The organism is Halobacillus dabanensis (genome assembly GCF_900114165.1).
Lineage (GTDB): Bacteria > Bacillota > Bacilli > Bacillales > Halobacillaceae > Halobacillus > Halobacillus dabanensis.
This window is the reverse complement of the sequence record NZ_FOSB01000004.1, coordinates 1-15,536: the sequence shown is the minus strand read 5'-3', so window position 1 is coordinate 15,536 and position 15,536 is coordinate 1. Positions and strand designations below refer to the sequence as shown.

Annotated in this window: 12 protein-coding genes and 2 pseudogenes; 6 read left to right on the top strand and 8 right to left on the bottom strand. The window is 41.2% G+C overall.

Features of this window, described 5'->3' with window-relative positions; genetic code table 11:
- Positions 1–78 precede the first annotated feature (78 nt).
- Positions 79–1,464 (top strand): YjiH family protein, encoded by a 1,386-nt coding sequence (locus tag BMZ58_RS07900; RefSeq protein WP_075036020.1) that lies wholly within the window; start codon positions 79–81, stop codon positions 1,462–1,464.
- Positions 1,465–1,624: 160 nt separating this feature from the next.
- Here BMZ58_RS07900 and BMZ58_RS07895 read toward each other — a convergent pair whose 3' ends face one another.
- A complete protein-coding gene (locus BMZ58_RS07895) occupies positions 1,625–4,654 on the bottom strand; it encodes an efflux RND transporter permease subunit (RefSeq protein ID WP_075036019.1) in 3,030 nt (1,009 codons plus the stop codon).
- A gap of 414 nt (positions 4,655–5,068) precedes the next feature.
- Here BMZ58_RS07895 and BMZ58_RS07890 point away from each other — a divergent pair.
- Together BMZ58_RS07890 and BMZ58_RS07885 are read left to right on the top strand one after the other, a co-directional pair.
- Positions 5,069–6,371, top strand: a pseudogene (locus tag BMZ58_RS07890) (Na+/H+ antiporter NhaC family protein).
- A gap of 90 nt (positions 6,372–6,461) precedes the next feature.
- Positions 6,462–6,944 (top strand): GNAT family N-acetyltransferase, encoded by a 483-nt coding sequence (locus BMZ58_RS07885; protein WP_075036018.1) that lies wholly within the window; start codon positions 6,462–6,464, stop codon positions 6,942–6,944.
- 180 nt (positions 6,945–7,124) lie between these two features.
- Here BMZ58_RS07885 and BMZ58_RS07880 read toward each other — a convergent pair whose 3' ends face one another.
- The 5 genes from BMZ58_RS07880 to BMZ58_RS07860 form a co-directional block, all read right to left on the bottom strand.
- Complete coding sequence (locus BMZ58_RS07880) at positions 7,125–8,123, bottom strand: Gfo/Idh/MocA family protein (protein WP_075036017.1); 999 nt, start codon at positions 8,121–8,123, stop codon at positions 7,125–7,127.
- Positions 8,124–8,137: 14 nt separating this feature from the next.
- Positions 8,138–8,959: an STAS domain-containing protein gene (locus BMZ58_RS07875; RefSeq protein WP_075036016.1), complete on the bottom strand. Its 822-nt coding sequence runs from the start codon at positions 8,957–8,959 to the stop codon at positions 8,138–8,140.
- 248 nt (positions 8,960–9,207) lie between these two features.
- On the bottom strand, positions 9,208–9,966 hold the full coding sequence (locus BMZ58_RS07870; protein ID WP_075036015.1) for a spore coat protein: 759 nt from the start codon (positions 9,964–9,966) through the stop codon (positions 9,208–9,210).
- A 110-nt stretch (positions 9,967–10,076) separates the two neighbouring features.
- A complete protein-coding gene (locus BMZ58_RS07865; protein WP_075036014.1) occupies positions 10,077–10,532 on the bottom strand; it encodes a hypothetical protein in 456 nt (151 codons plus the stop codon).
- Positions 10,533–10,767: 235 nt separating this feature from the next.
- Positions 10,768–11,625: a DUF1206 domain-containing protein gene (locus BMZ58_RS07860; RefSeq protein WP_075036013.1), complete on the bottom strand. Its 858-nt coding sequence runs from the start codon at positions 11,623–11,625 to the stop codon at positions 10,768–10,770.
- Positions 11,626–11,883: 258 nt separating this feature from the next.
- Here BMZ58_RS07860 and BMZ58_RS07855 point away from each other — a divergent pair, with 258 nt between their 5' ends.
- Positions 11,884–12,114: an excisionase family DNA-binding protein gene (locus BMZ58_RS07855; RefSeq protein ID WP_075036012.1), complete on the top strand. Its 231-nt coding sequence runs from the start codon at positions 11,884–11,886 to the stop codon at positions 12,112–12,114.
- Positions 12,115–12,431: 317 nt separating this feature from the next.
- Here the strand turns inward: BMZ58_RS07855 and BMZ58_RS07850 are convergent, their stop codons facing one another.
- On the bottom strand, positions 12,432–12,812 hold the full coding sequence (locus BMZ58_RS07850) for a RidA family protein (RefSeq protein WP_075036011.1): 381 nt from the start codon (positions 12,810–12,812) through the stop codon (positions 12,432–12,434).
- Between the two features lie 220 nt (positions 12,813–13,032).
- Between BMZ58_RS07850 and BMZ58_RS07845 the strand changes: the two genes are divergently transcribed.
- A complete protein-coding gene (locus BMZ58_RS07845; protein ID WP_075036010.1) occupies positions 13,033–13,203 on the top strand; it encodes an aspartyl-phosphate phosphatase Spo0E family protein in 171 nt (56 codons plus the stop codon).
- Between the two features lie 362 nt (positions 13,204–13,565).
- Positions 13,566–15,011, top strand: a complete 1,446-nt coding sequence (locus tag BMZ58_RS07840; RefSeq protein WP_075036009.1) for a carbon starvation CstA family protein — start codon at positions 13,566–13,568, stop codon at positions 15,009–15,011.
- A gap of 344 nt (positions 15,012–15,355) precedes the next feature.
- On the opposite strand, the pseudogene BMZ58_RS07835 reads toward BMZ58_RS07840, so the two are convergent.
- Positions 15,356–15,536: pseudogene (locus BMZ58_RS07835) on the bottom strand (transposase); the annotation flags it as partial.

Below are 15,536 nucleotides of genomic sequence, written 5' to 3'. Positions count from 1 at the left end.
TAGATTGTATAGTTATTAACTATCAAATGGTGTTTATTTATACTATTATATGCATAATAATGACGAGGAGGATCATTCATGAGTATTCAACAAACGAAAGTGAGCACCACCCTAGAAGAATCAACATCGTATACAACAAAGCAATGGATGAAGTTTTTCATCCCCTCCTTCATCGGAGTACTTTTATTTCTAATACCAATTTCAGTCGATGGCCGCGTTACAATCGGTCTGGGTGTAATGGCGGAAGGTCTGCAAGGAGCTATAGGGGCCTATATCCCTCTCTTTATGACAACAGTCATCAGTTTGTCCGCCGTAGGTAGTTTGGCAGTTAAAGCGACCAATGGTCAGTTCAGAAGTCATCCTTTCATATCTAATGTTTTCGATGTTGGCGCTTTTTGGATTGTTTTGCGTTTTCTTGGAGCAGCATTTGCGATTATGACGCTTGCGGGAGTAGGACCTTCCTACATATCTTCCGAGCTTACAGGTGGCGTCGTTCTCTTTGACTTAATCCCTGTCCTGATGGTTTGGTTCTTATTCGCTAGTTTATTCATGCCGCTTTTACTAGAGTTTGGTTTGATGGATTTCATTGGAACCGTGGTAAGAAAAGTAATGCATCCACTTTTCAAACTTCCTGGTCGTTCTTCGGTTGATGCCATGGCTTCCTGGATGGGGAGTGGAACCGTAGGTGTTCTGCTAACAACTCAACAGTACGAAAATGGTTATTATTCAAAACGTGAAGCGGCTGTGGTTGCGAGTAACTTTTCCATCGCATCTATTGCTTTCAGTCTCGTTATCGCAAAGTTCCTATCTATTGATCACATGTTTGTTTCTTTTTACTTCACCGTAGTTGTGTGTGGTATCGTGGCTGCTATCGTTTGTCCGAGAATTCCACCGCTTTCCTGGAAAAAAGAATCTTATTATGAGCCAGTAGGGAAGAAAATCGATGAAGTGGTTCCGGAAGGGGTCTCCACATTCCGTTGGGGACTGGACCAGGCCGTTAGTAAAGCTGATCAAGTGAAAAGCGCAGGATCAGTGGTGAAAAAAGGGATTTTTAATGTAACAGACATCTGGTTCGGGTTGATTCCCCTCGTGATGGCGCTTGGAACGGTCGCCCTTGTCATTGCTGAATTCACGCCAATATTCACATGGTTATCCTATCCATTCATTCCATTATTGAATGTCCTGCAAATCCCAGAAGCAGCAGAAGCTGCACCTGCGATGATCGTCGGATTCGCTGACATGTTCCTGCCTGCTGTAGTTGGAAGTGGTATTGAATCTGAGTTGACACGTTTCATTATCGGTGTCATGTCGTTGACTCAATTGATCTACATGTCAGAAATCGGCATTCTTTTAATCAAATCAAAAATACCGATCAACTTTTTGGAATTGTTCATTATTTTCTTGCAGCGTACCATTATAACCTTGCCAATCGCAGCATTGCTCGCCCATATTTTATTCTTTTAAGGGTAGGCATGATTGGAAGGTATGTATCTTCAAACTTTATTATTCTGCTTGGAGGAAATAAAAAGGCGTAGCTGAAAAATCAGCTACGCCTTAATTATTTTACAATAGGGGAGGTCATTACTTTATAGTTTTCGCCCTGCTTTTATCATTTATGGGGGTTTTACATGGCTGTTTCTCCCACCGGACTTTCTATTTTTGTTTTCTGTTTTTTCTTCGTTCTACTGAACAGTCGATAGATGGCCGGGATGAGCAGCAGTGTGATGAATGTTGCAAACAATAGACCGGATATGATGACCGTCGCCATTGGAGCCTGATAGTTGCCGGCAGAACCTGAGGCGAGGGCAAGTGGTAACATCCCTCCGGCAGTGGTTAAACTCGTCATGAAAATTGGCCGGATCCGGTCTTTTCCAGACTGTATAAGCGCTTCTTCAACAGCCATGCCGTTTGTTCTTAACTGGTTTGTTCTTGTAATGAAAAGGATCGCATTATTTAAAACAATACCGATCAACATGATAATACCCATAGCAGACATCACGCTCAGCTCTCTTTGGGTCAGGAATAAGCCGAGAATAACGCCAACAACAGTCATTGGGATGACAGACATGACGATAAGTGGATGGAATAGATGGTTGAACTGGACCGCCATCACAAGGTAGACGAGGAAAATGGCTATCCCCAAAATAAGAAGCATCTCTTGAATGACTTGTTGTTGTGCCTCCAAGTCTCCTGCGGTCGTAACATCATATCCCGATGGAATCTTGAAATCTTCGACGACTTTCTGGACATCGCGGTTGATGGAACCAAGATCTCTTCCTTCAATATCAGCTGTCACAGAAATGTATCGTTCCCCATCTACATGATTAATTTCATTAGGTGTATCCACGGTCTCTAATGAAACGAAGCTCGATAGCTTTTCATTCCCAGAAGCTGTCGGTACGTCAATGTCAAAAAAAGCTTCTTTTGAATCTGTTGGATTATCCCAGGTTACTAGGAACGGAACGTCTTGTTGATCGATGTGAAGTTCGCCGATTGGTTGGTTCAGGAAAGATTGCTCGATTATTTGGCGAACTTGCATTTGATTGATTCCAGCCTCATTTAAAGCTTTTTGATCTAAGACGATGATTTGTTCCTCGATAGTATGGTCGATGGATGTTTGACTAGCGACGATTCCATCGATCTTTTCAAGTTCTGCTTTGAAGCTTTTCGCTAAGTCCTGTAATTGTTCGAAAGATTCTCCTTTTATGTTCACTTGGACAGGTGAACTTCCGCCTGCTTCCATAACACTCGCGACATTATTTATGGGATGCTCTTCTTCCAGGGAACGAAGGGACTTGAAAATTTGTTCGTTCACTTCTTTTTGTTCTGTGGTGATCTTATCACCTTTTGTCATATTGATGATGGTGTACATCATCCCACCATTATCCATTACATAGTTCGAGTCTACATCATCAATTTTGTTTAGTTCATCATGGACTGCACGAACGATTTCCTGCTTATCTTCTTGTGATAATCCTTCTTCGACGTCAATCATCAATTCCGCATAACGATTGAATACGTCCGGCATAATAGTCATCGGTATTTTTGTGACTAGCAAAAGGGAGCCGGCGAACATAGCTACGAATAGAACGAGAATGCTTAGACTGTATCGTTTTTTTCTAACAATCCAGGAGACTAAGCGCTCATAAAAATTCAAGATTGGTCCATTTTTTCTCCTCTGTTTATTTTTCGTGAGTTTTAAAAAATTCACTGCAAGGGATGGAATCAAAGTAAAGGATATGGCGACAGAACTGATTAAGGTGATAGCAACGACAATGGACAGGATAATCATAAATTGGCCCATTTCTCCTCCGAGCAGGCCGATGGGCAAGAAGACGACTATAGTCGTAAGCATCGAGGCAATGACAGCAGTAGCCACTTCCTTAATACCTGAAGTTACAGCTTCCATTCCTATCAGCCCATTTTCTTTCTTATTGTAAATGGACTCTAATATGACAATAGAGGAATCGACCATCATACCAATTCCAAGGCCGAGTCCTATGAGTGTCAACATGTTCAAGCTATAATCAAACATCCACATAGATGTGAGGGTGAGTAAAATAGATGTCGGGATAGATATGCTGATAATGAAGGTTGCTCTTAGATTGCGGAGGAAGATCAACAGAATAGCTATGGCGATCAGACCTCCGATAAGGATATTGCTTGTGACACCGTTAATCGAATCTTCGACATAGTCTGCTTGAGCTACAACTTCATTTAAATTAAACCCATCAAACAAACCTTCGTCTTCCATCGCTTTGATTTCTTCTCGTACCGCCCCGGCTGTTTCAATATCTGTAAAATTAGCAGATCCTCCTACTTGAGCAAAAAGAAACTCTTTTGCCCCATTTTTCCAGACATAGGATGATTGCTCTTGAGGTTGCAAAGTAATAGTTGCGATGTCCTGGAGGGAAATGGGTCCTGACTGAGTAGGGATACTGAGATTTTCCAAATCGCTCGTATTATCTATAGATAAGTCCCAACGGAGGGGAAGATCACCGGCTTCTCCTGACAATTCCCCAAGGGTAGCTTCTTCATCTATTTGTTGGAGTATTGGAAGTACTTGATCGATTTGTAATCCATTTTCCTGTAGTTTTTCACGATCAAATTGGACCACCATTTCATTATTTTGTATACCAATGATGTCGACGTCACGGACTTCGGGCAGTTCTTCAAGTCTTGGCTCCAATGTGTTAGTAGCGAATTCGCTCATCTTTTCCATATCTCCACCGGATAGATCCAGGAAAAACTGATAATTTTGTGTGGTCCCGTACTGACCGACTTCGACACGGTCGACATTTAACGTTGAAGTGAGCTGATTAGTGAGAGACTCCACTTCTTTAATGGCTTCGTCTCCCTTGCCGCGTTCGAAGGCGAGTTGGAGGGAGGTCCTTCCATCCGAAGAGGTTGAACGCACCTCTTTGATCCCTTCTATACTTTCTATTTGCCGTTCTAACGGTGTTGTGATAGTGCGCTCAACTTCGACTGCTGGTTGTTCTGCTGCTTCAATATTAATGTAGCCGCCATCCATGGAAAGCGGTGGCATGAGCTCTTCATCCATGTGGATCATCGCATAGCTACCGAGAATCAAGATGAGAGTAGTCACAAGGCCGATTAAAATTTTCCTTTGCAAAATAAATTGGATACCTTTCATTTCTTCCTTCCTCCTTTTTAACCACACAAAAATAAATATATTGTGAACTCATAAGAAAATGAGTATTTTTCTTTGTCGATAATCCATGATTGTTCTGCCTAGTAGTGGGCTCCTCAAAGTCTCAAGGAAACCCTCTTTAAAAAAACGCCTCGACATAAACTATCCGGGGAGAACAATGCGCGCTGTGTTTTATGTTCTTTCAATTGAAATTCCCCATTATATACTTAGGTGGGGAAATTAACCTTTCTTCTGGTACCTATCCATCATAATCTGTTCGGAGAGGTCTGCCCTTAAGCTGGAGATGTAATTCTTCTACGTCCCTGGACCTATTTCTCTCCAGGCTTAACAACTTGATATGGCCTATGTAAGTGTTGTAGAGTATGAAAGAGCTTATAAAAGAAAGAAGGAGTTTTCATGGAACAAAATGAAACGACCAAAGGGAATGGTTTGGCTCTGCTTCCGTTTGGTGTCTTTATATTACTTTTCATCGGATCGGGGATACTGACAGGGGATTTTTATCAAATGCCAGTCCTTGTCGCTATATTTGCTGCGATCCTTATCGCTCTTTTTATGAACAGGAAGACAGATTTTCAAACAAAATTACGACAACTGACAGAGGGGGGGAGGACATTCAAACATCATCTTGATGGTCATTATCTTCCTTTTAGCAGGCGCTTTCTCCACAGTGGCTGAAGGAATGGGAGCTGTTGATTCAACGGTCAACATGGGTTTGAGTATTCTTCCTGGCAATTTATTGATTGTCGGTCTTTTTCTTATTTCTTGTTTTATTTCTATATCAATGGGGACATCTGTCGGTACGATTGTGGCACTGGCTCCCATCGGTATGGGCATTGCTGAGCAGACAGACGTGGTGGTCGCCTTGACTATGGGAGCAATAGTGAGTGGTGCTATGTTCGGAGATAATTTATCGATTATTTCAGACACGACGATTGCGGCTGTTCGTACCCAGGGAACTGAAATGAAGGACAAATTTAAAGCCAACTTCTTTATCGTCTTGCCTGCTGCTATTGTAACAGCGGTCATTTTTGGCATCATTACAGCTGATGCTGCATCTACAGTTCCAGATGAACATCCATTTGATTTCATAAAGGTGCTTCCTTACCTTGGTGTGCTTATTTTTGCTGTATCTGGGATCAATGTCATTTATGTATTAATGGGAGGGATTGGTTTTGCGGGGCTGATGGGTCTTCTCATGGGCGAGTTCACAATCATGGAACTTGTAGTGCTCATAGGAGATGGATTTGCTGGGATGCAGGAATTGTCTTTACTTGTGATTCTGCTCGGAGGTCTCGTTGAATTGATTCGTCACAATGGTGGAATCGATTTTCTACTTCGCAAAATTAGTCAGGGCGCCCACTCCAGCAGAGGAGGAGAGTATAGTATTGCAGGGTTAGTGAGTGCTGTTAATCTCTCTACAGCCAATAATACTATCTCCATCATGACAGCAGGCCCGCTGGCAAAACAAATATCAAACCGCTTTGATATCGATTCGAAACGTTCAGCAAGTATTTTAGATATATTCTCCAGTTCTGTCCAAGGGCTGTTACCTTATGGGGCACAAATTCTATCTGTGGCAGGTGTTGCAAGTGTCTCCCCAATCAGTATCGTACCGTTCTGTTTTTATCCGATCCTGTTGGCTTTTTCAGGTTTTATCGCGATTCTGTTACGGTATCCAAAATTCACCATTCGAAATTAACGGTTCAGTAAAGTGAAGAGAGGGAATATTCCCAAGTACCAGGTCACTTAATCCTGGTACTTGTTTATTAAAGAGGTGATTTTAGCAGTCATGAAGGTAGAGATTACAGATATCAATACAAACCACTTAAAAGAATTGCATAAATGGGAGTTGGATGCGGAATTGCAAATAAAGACAGGGGTTGATGTTCCGCGGACTTATGAACAATTTAACAAGTCTTACATGGCGTATTTCAACGGTGAAAAACCAAATTTATTGTTGAAAGCCATTCAATTGGATGGTCGCCTTATTGGAAAAGTTGAACTTTATCGGACAAAAAAGCGGGACTATATTGGAATAGTCATTGCCCAAAAAAGAAATCATGGGGTAGGGACAGAGGCGCTGAATTTATTTTTGCTATACATCTCTGAAGAATTAGGTGTGGACACAATTTTTGCCGAAGTATATGAAGATAATGGTGGAAGCTTACGTTTCTTTGCTAAGAATGGATTTCTAGCGACTGGAGAGAGAACAGAAGAATGGTTTAGAGGGAAGCCTCGTACATTGGTGACATTGAAAAAAGAATTAAACTAAACGCCCTGATATCTTAAAGATATAATGGGCGTTTTTTAGTTATCTGAGAAATTATACCATTGTGAGCACAGATTTCATTACTTAATCCCTAGAGGTTTTAAGGCAATCATCTCTGTGACAAAAACGCCACGTCGAGTCTTGTCTTAAGCTTAATCGGGTGTGACCAAAGTGCTTGCGCTTTTATACGTTAATTTCGATTCGTTTTCTTTTTTCATGTGATAATGAGGCGACTTCGTTGACGAGTGTTAAAGCTTTGGCATCGTCTTTCGTGATAGTTGGTGTGTTTCGGTTTTGAATATCTTCGACCCATTGATCAAGGGGTGATAGCAATGGGGAGGGTAGTTCAGGGTGTGTCCACTCGTTCAGTCCATGTGTTTTGCTTTTCACCCTCACCTGGTCTCCTTCAATCATCAGCGTGCCTTCTGTGCCATAAAGCTCCAGCTGAAAAGGGCTCCCTGAAGAAACAAAACTGGACTCTAGGATAGCGAGTAAGCCAGATTCATACTCTACCGTTGCTACCGCATGATCGTCGACACCGAGGTCCATGAGGGACTGAAGGCGAGCGAAAACGGCTTTTGGCTGACTACCAGCTAGGCGGTTAGCCAAATAGATCGGATGAGCACCGAGGTCGATCAGTGTCCCGCCGCCGCATTGGTCTTTATCGAAGAAGCGATCAGGCAGCCAACCCCTGGGATGATCAACTGTCGGTACTGCTCCATTGTGTGCTACTCGACAACGAATCATATGGACAGTACCGAGCGTATTTTCATCCATCATTTTCTGTGCGAAAAGATAATAATCGGATGTTAAGCGAGGTAAGGAAATCATGAATTTAACATTTGCATCCTCAATATGTTTCAGGATTTCCGTATTGTCTCTATGTGTAAGAGACAATACTTTTTCTGTGAATATATGTTTTCCGTGACGGGCTGCTTGCGTAAGGATTTCTGTATGTCGCTCTGTTGCGCTTGTCAATATAACAGCATCGATTTCCACATCATTGAAAACCCTGCTCAAATCTTTTTCAAAAGGAACATACAGTTCGTCCGCCCATGCTTGTCCCCGCTCTGGGTCCTCATCCCAAACTTTTGCAATCTCCACACCAGGGTTTTCATTTGCTTCACGTGCGTAATCTGCCGCATGTACATGCCACTTGCTTAACAAAGCTACACGTATCATCACTAACCAACTCCTTATTGCTTGTCATTAATCGTGATCAGGGCCTGTTTGAGGTCATTGAAGGTTTCAAGTTCTTCGAAGTTCATCTCGGATTGGATTGCAGCGATCGCCATTTCTGTACGAATACCAGTCAGTACGGTTCTTGTACCGAGTAATTTTATGGTTTTCGTCAAATTGAACAAGTCGTTGATGAAAACTTCATCAAATGTCGCAATACCTGAAAAATCTATGAATAACAGTCGTAAACCATGTTCTTTGACTTTATGTAATGTTTGATCTTTGACTACATCAAACCTCTCTGGTGAAAATTCTCCTACAAGTGGAAGTACGGCCTGGAATTCGTCAATTAAAACGACAGGAGAGGACACAGCGTTCAAATGTTTTTCCATTTTTTCTTGCTCTTTCACCTTCATCTTATTATAGCTCTCCGTAGTAGCCCGGATTGCAGCATCAAAAGCAGCTACTACTTCTTCTGTCACGACAAAGCCTTCTTCAATATTCGCTTCTTTGATGATATTCGAATTGCGCATATGTTTGATCAAAGATAACCGGAAAATAGTAAGTACATCGACCGTCTGCTTTAAGAGAATTCCTTGTGAATATAGATAATTTTCCGTGTCATAGCCAATTTCAGCCGCACTTACTTCGCCAGGGTGCTGCAAAAGACTTTTCGCTACCCTATCCAGGAGCAGACGTAGCATTTCAAAATGGTAATTCAAATCCTCATCTGTATAAACGATTTCAAGCTCGTCCAACGTATGGGGTAAAAGCTCATTGACTAATGTTTTTTGATTATTTTCTAGATATTTGGCTAACCGCTTACTTAAACTTTCCATACCGTTCTCCCTTCCATAACGTTAACTTCCCTATTCCCGATTCTATACGAATATAACTATTATCTCTTTATTTATAAATATCTTACCAAAAAAATCTCCTTCCATGTTATGAAAGGAGGTATGAGGTCAAATTGTAGGATATTAAAATGCAGACCGAGGTAGATGAGGAGGGAAATCCGTTCCGATACTAAAAAAGCTGGCATTACTATTCACCTGTACCGGGTACGGAAAAATGGGCCAAGAATAAATTAATGAGAAGAGTCAGGATCCTTATCCATCCCAAGTATAGCAACATATTGATTTTGGAATAGCGTCTCGAATTGTTTACCATTCCATGTGAGAGGCGTTTGGATCAACCCTAGTCCATCAGCATTATATTGTCCGATGATCCGTTGGAAAGCGAACAGATCATAGACGCCATCGCCATCAAAATCAATGGGATAGAGGGTGTTTAACCCCAACACGGAACCTTGTAATGGTCCCTTTAATGTCCCATTCTCATTGTAAATTTCCGATAAATATTCAGAGTCACGATTACTAAGGTCTATGATGAAGGAGAGTTGTAGTGTTTTGTTTATGACTTCCACTTTGTATTGGTCCTTGTAGTTTACTTTGTAATGGAACATACCATCAAAGTTCTCATAATCAAACAGAAGTTTTGCTTGGTTGTTTAAGAAGGAATACAAATAATAATATCCGAACCCGCCGCTTCCACCTGAATCGATGCTGATTAGAATATCATCTACCCCATCGCCGGTGAAGTCTGCCAGGAAAAGACGGGGTTGGTATCCCATATTGGGTTTTAAAGGAACATAATAAAAGATATTTGTCTGTCCATCCTGGATGACTAGCGTAATATTTGTAACGTAGGGGCTGTCGGATGTTTGTTGACCGATTAGGAAAACTTGATCTTCCATATAGTCACCATTCACATCTCCTTGAGCAAATGAGAGGATGTTTGATACTCCTGAAGCTTGCTGACGATAAAAATAAGGGTGCGTGTACATAGAGACCTCCACCTTTTTTTATAACTTATGCTGAAAGGGGGATAGGTGACATTAGGCCATGAATATAAAAAAGAGCCGTATTAACGACTCTCTTAAACCATTTTTTAAATTTAAAGACGGCTGAACCCTTCCTGTTCCAAAAAATTGACTGCTTCTTCATAGGAGTTGAAGGTACCCTCCAGTTGTTCCTCAGCGTAAACGTTGAAGCCATCCTCTTCACGCATCAAGACAAGCGCTTGATCATTTTTGTTTAACCACTCTTCCATAACTGGATTTTTCTCTGCAGGGGAAAGAGATAAGGAATCGATTGCCTCACGAATTAACGAACGTAATTCCTCTTTATTCATATCTTTTATGTTTACCATTCCCTTTTCATCTGTGGGATAGTCTTCGATTTCTCCTGCATAAACGAAGCCGTTTCCATTCGGGTGTAGCCGGTATACGACAATTTTCTTATCGTATAAACTTCCTTCAAAATGGAAATTCAAACGACCGAGGGAAATTTCTTTTTTTTCGAGCTCTGGGAATTCTTCAATGATGTTTAGTTTTTCTTCAAATGTAAGCATAAGAGCCTCCTGAGTAATTTTGTAGCCCTAGTATAGCACAAAGACCTTACTTGAAATGTCTTGCAATACCACGCGGTAAATGGTATATTGATTTAGCGATGAGCTGTTTGTGTAAGACGAAGTACATGCTTCTTAGGAAGCTAAACGACGAATGTGGTCGTCGGTATATTCGCGACAAAAATCGAAAGCCTTTCCTCTTTCAGAGGGAAGGCCTTTTTGTTGTTATTCACGAAAACTAGAATAGTGATGATTTTTCACCAAAATTCATGTGAGTGTATCGTCCACGAACCATCTGATAAATTCCATACAAAATTAAACCGACAGCTGCAACACCTAATAAGACTTGGCCATGTGGTTGCTGAGCGATTTCCGATAATGCACCATCCAACCCTTTGGCTTCACTCGGGTTAGCTGACAATGCAGTTTGTATGAAGAAAAAGCCAATGAGACCGAGAACAATTCCTCTAGCCGATAATCCGAATTGACCAGTGTGCTTGGCCACTTTCCTTTTGTGTTTTTCCATTTCAGCTAAACGCATTCTTTTCATGAAAGTTCCGGTGCTACCATGGTAAAACTCATAAATACCGTATCCGATAACTATGACTCCAACTAGGCCTACCAGCCATTGTCCGAAAGGCTGAGATAATAGTCTGGCAGAAAAAGTTTGTTCAGTATCGCCTCCATCTGACCTGGTGTGGAGGGCGATTTTGATAGCATTCAATGCTAAACCTCCATAAATAATGGAACCCACGAGATAACCGATGCGAGAAATCAATCCTTTACCGTCTTTACCTTTATTCAAAGGATCGACCACGGCTTTAATAATCAGCCAAGAAATATAACCGAACAGTCCTATAGCAATGATCCAAAGGAGGATTTCACCGAAAAGGACTCCGGCAAGGGAGCGGAACATTCCTTTCGTTCCTGTTGCTTCACCACCTATACTAATGGATGCCATTAGTGTCAAAATTCCGATTAACATATATACTGTCCCTTTTGTCATAAAACCAAATCTAGCAAATCTGCGCACCCATGGTTTGATTTCTTCCTTTGTTTCTTTCAGGTCTGGGCTTGCAGGATTAGAAGAAGCCATTATGCTCACTCTCGCTTTTCATTAGGATAAGTGCCTTTTTCTTTTCCCTTTGTCTCCGAAGAAGAAACTCTAACTTAAATACAAAATAGATATTATAATAGGTACTACCACTTAGTTAACCATTCTGTTGTGATTTGTATCTTTTTGCGGTCTTAAATGAAATAGAAACGTAAACAAGAGTGTTGCACATCTCTACCGTCCTTAAGCTTTCAAGGCCTGACAAACACGTCTTCACACTTAAAAGGAAGGTGATCATCTATGTATATGACAATTAAAGAAACTGCTGAATACTTAGAAGTCCCTAAAGAATATCTCCATCATTTGATCCTTCATAATAAAATTAGAACAGTTCATGACGGAGACCAATATTTGATCAACAAAGATCAGTTTCAAAGTCACATGGAGCAAATGGAAAAGTACAGAAGAATAATCCAGGAGTACCTGAGTGAACCTCTTCCGGAAGATCCTGACGTAAAAGATGAAGATTGAACGCAAAACAAGCAGAGCTGGAAGCTCTGCTTGTTATCAGTATGCTTATACAAAAACCTTATTAATGATTGTTCACATCTGCTTATATGCTCAAGCGAGGGGAGGAGATAAATCGCCCCAATGGTCATCCCAAGCGTCAAAGCTTGATATAGATCGCTTTATATCTACTTATGAGGGAGGGGAAGACGGCCCGTCTTGGGAGAGGGGTTCGTTTCTCACCACCCCTGACGCCCAACACAGCAACAAACCCCGGAAACATCTCCAAACAGAGTCTTACGGAATAAGGAGCTTATATGGAAGATGGGGAGTATTGCACGTTAGTTTCTAGTGGCAACCGCTTCGATTTCTACCTTAGCCCCTTTTGGTAATTGGCTGACTTCTACAGCTGCACGCGCTGGATAGGGTTCACTTAAATAACTGGCATAAATCTCATTAACAATCGAGAAATTTTCCATAGAATCAAGGTAAATGTTCATCTTAACTACATTTTTAAAGCTCAATCCCGCTTCTTTTAGGATGGCGCTAATATTCTCCATTACTTGGGAGGTCTGCTCCTTTATATCATCTGACACGAATTCCATTGTTGCTGGATCCAAAGGGATTTGTCCAGAAATGAAAACTAGGTTACCTAAATCGGTCGCTTGGGAATAGGGGCCAATTGCACTTGGTGCTAGATCTGTTGATATTGTTTTAAACATTTGTATATCCTCCTATGTATTGTTTGAATTTATCCTATCATGTTTCTTGCCTTTGAGAAATGATTTACATTTCCCGAGCAATATCAACAAATCGGTAAGAAAGGCTTATGTTGAATTTACTAGAACCGATATAAAAGTTGAGAAGAACTTGGTAATTTCGAGAAGATAACAGTTTAGCTCAAGGTTTTTTGGGTATCGTACGTGAGAAGGAGTTGAAAAAATGAACTATAAATTCAGACTGGAGCAACAAATAGAGGAATTAAGAATGCGTATGTATGATATTTATGATAGCAATCCTACTGATGCGGAACTAATCAGAATATCACAGGAGCTGGATGATTTATTGAACAAATTCAGAAAGTATAATCGCTATCAAAGTACAGGGCAGTAAAAAAGTACATAATGATTCTAAGCTCCACTTGAAGAGCCATTTCTTTTATGATAATTTAAAACCAATGCCATCCTAGCAATCGAAACGACTGCGGGAAACTTAACCATTTCTATAGGATGGCAGGTTAAATATATTAATACATACACCTCCTACTAGCTTGTGGGAGGTTTTTTATATCTTTTAATAATTTGTCCTTAAGCTTGTCAGGGCTGATCAAGCCGTCTCCACACTTAATTATCATGTAATCGCTTTATTTTTAAGAAAAAAAAGATAAAAATATAAATATTCAGAAATTGGGTTGTGATTCGACAAATTCATCGCTAGAATACTTCTTACATTCAATCTTGAAAGGAGGCTCAGCGATGGTTACTTTTATCGCATCTATTGTTTTACTTATTGTCGGATATCTTTTTTATGCAAGGGTGGTTGAACGGATTTTCGGAATCAATGACAACAAAGTTACCCCTGCATACGAAAAGAACGACGGCTTTGATTACATGCCGATGAGCTGGTGGAAAGCGAGTCTCATCCAACTACTTAATATCGCTGGGCTAGGACCTATATTCGGAGCGGTTTTGGGAGCTCTTTACGGACCAATTGCATTTATCTGGATCGTAGTTGGATCGATATTTGCAGGAGCTGTCCACGACTACTTTTCTGGCATGCTATCGTTACGCCACAACGGAGCTCAGTACCCTACTTTAGTCGGAAAGTACTTAGGCCGTCCAGCTCAATCGGTCATCAACCTGTTGTCTGTTGCTCTTATGGTATTGGTTGCTGCTGCTTTTACAGCGGGGCCAGCACAATTGATGGCTGAAGTTACGCCACTAGGATTCTTTACATCTATATTAATCATATTTGCATATTTTCTGACAGCAACTTTGTTACCCATCAATAAGATAATCGGAAAGGTTTACCCAATCTTTGGGGCAATATTAATTTTTATGGCGGTTTCCATTGGAATAGGAATGTTCTTTTTCGACCATTCCATACCCAATTTGACTGTAAGTAATCTTCATCCGGGAGAATTACCGGTTTGGCCTATGGTGATGGTGACGATTTCTTGTGGAGCGATTTCAGGTTTCCATAGTACACAAAGTCCAATTCTTGCACGTACATTGAAAAAGGAAAGTGAAGGACGGAAAGTATTTTATGGAGCCATGATTGCAGAAGGAATTATTGCATTGATCTGGGCGGCTGCTGGTATGACGTTCTTTGGTAGTACGGGAGAGCTTCAGGCTGCCCTTGATGCAGGAGGGCCGGCTGGTGTTGTAAATGAAATCAGTAGTACGACACTTGGGACATTTGGAGGAATTCTAGCAATCCTTGGTGTAATCATTTTACCGATAACGACTGGGGATACAGCACTGCGTTCTTCAAGGATGATGCTTGTCGATTTTGCGCGACAGGTAAGTAAAAAGAAACTCGAAAGTAAATGGACGCCATTAGTGTTTGCTATTTCTGTCGCAGTCCCGACATTCATGCTTACACAAATGGATTATAGTTTCCTGTGGCGTTATGTTGGGTGGTCAAATCAGGTAGTAGCTACCGTCATGTTGTGGACAGGCGCTATGTACTTGGTGAAAAATCAAAAATTTCATTGGATTTGTAGTCTTCCAGCGTTATTCATGACAGCAGTGGTAAGTTCTTATATCTTTTATGCCCCTGAAGGGTTTGGGATGGAGTATTCTACGTCTATGATCATTGGTGCTGTTATTTGGCTGATTGTTGTTACTTGGTTCGTAAGGCAGTTGGTTAAACATAAAGGCCGGAAAGAAGAACAGATTATTACACCGAAAGCAGGATAATCAAAAAACCGCTTCCCTCTCAAAGGAAGCGGTTTTCTATTCTTGAAAGTGTTATTCAACAATATGGCAGTATTCTAGAAGACACGATTTCGAGATAACCGGGATGCGTTGCCGTATGAAGAGTAAGGGGTGGTGGGGAATGGCGAGACTCCTGCGGGAAAAAGATGCTTGGTGAGACCCCGCAAGGCTTTAGCCTGAGGAGGCTCACCGCGCTCCCGCGGAAAGCGAGTCATTCCGAGACCACTGAAAAAGTACGGTATTTTTTGTGAGAATACGGCTCAGCCCATAAAAAAACTCCCAAGGTCCATAAAAATGGATCTTGGGAGAGGCTGGTGGCCTCAGGTAGAGGATATTATCTTCGCTATCCTCTTCAAGTTAACCGCTATTGCCGTTAACTTGGTTTGTGAAGACACACTTCTTAGACCATACCCTTCGGCACGATCTAAACCATGGAAATTCTTCATTTCCCCATTCTTTCGTTCTTGTGCTGCACGTTCTTTGTATATCTCTTTAAATTCTTTGGTT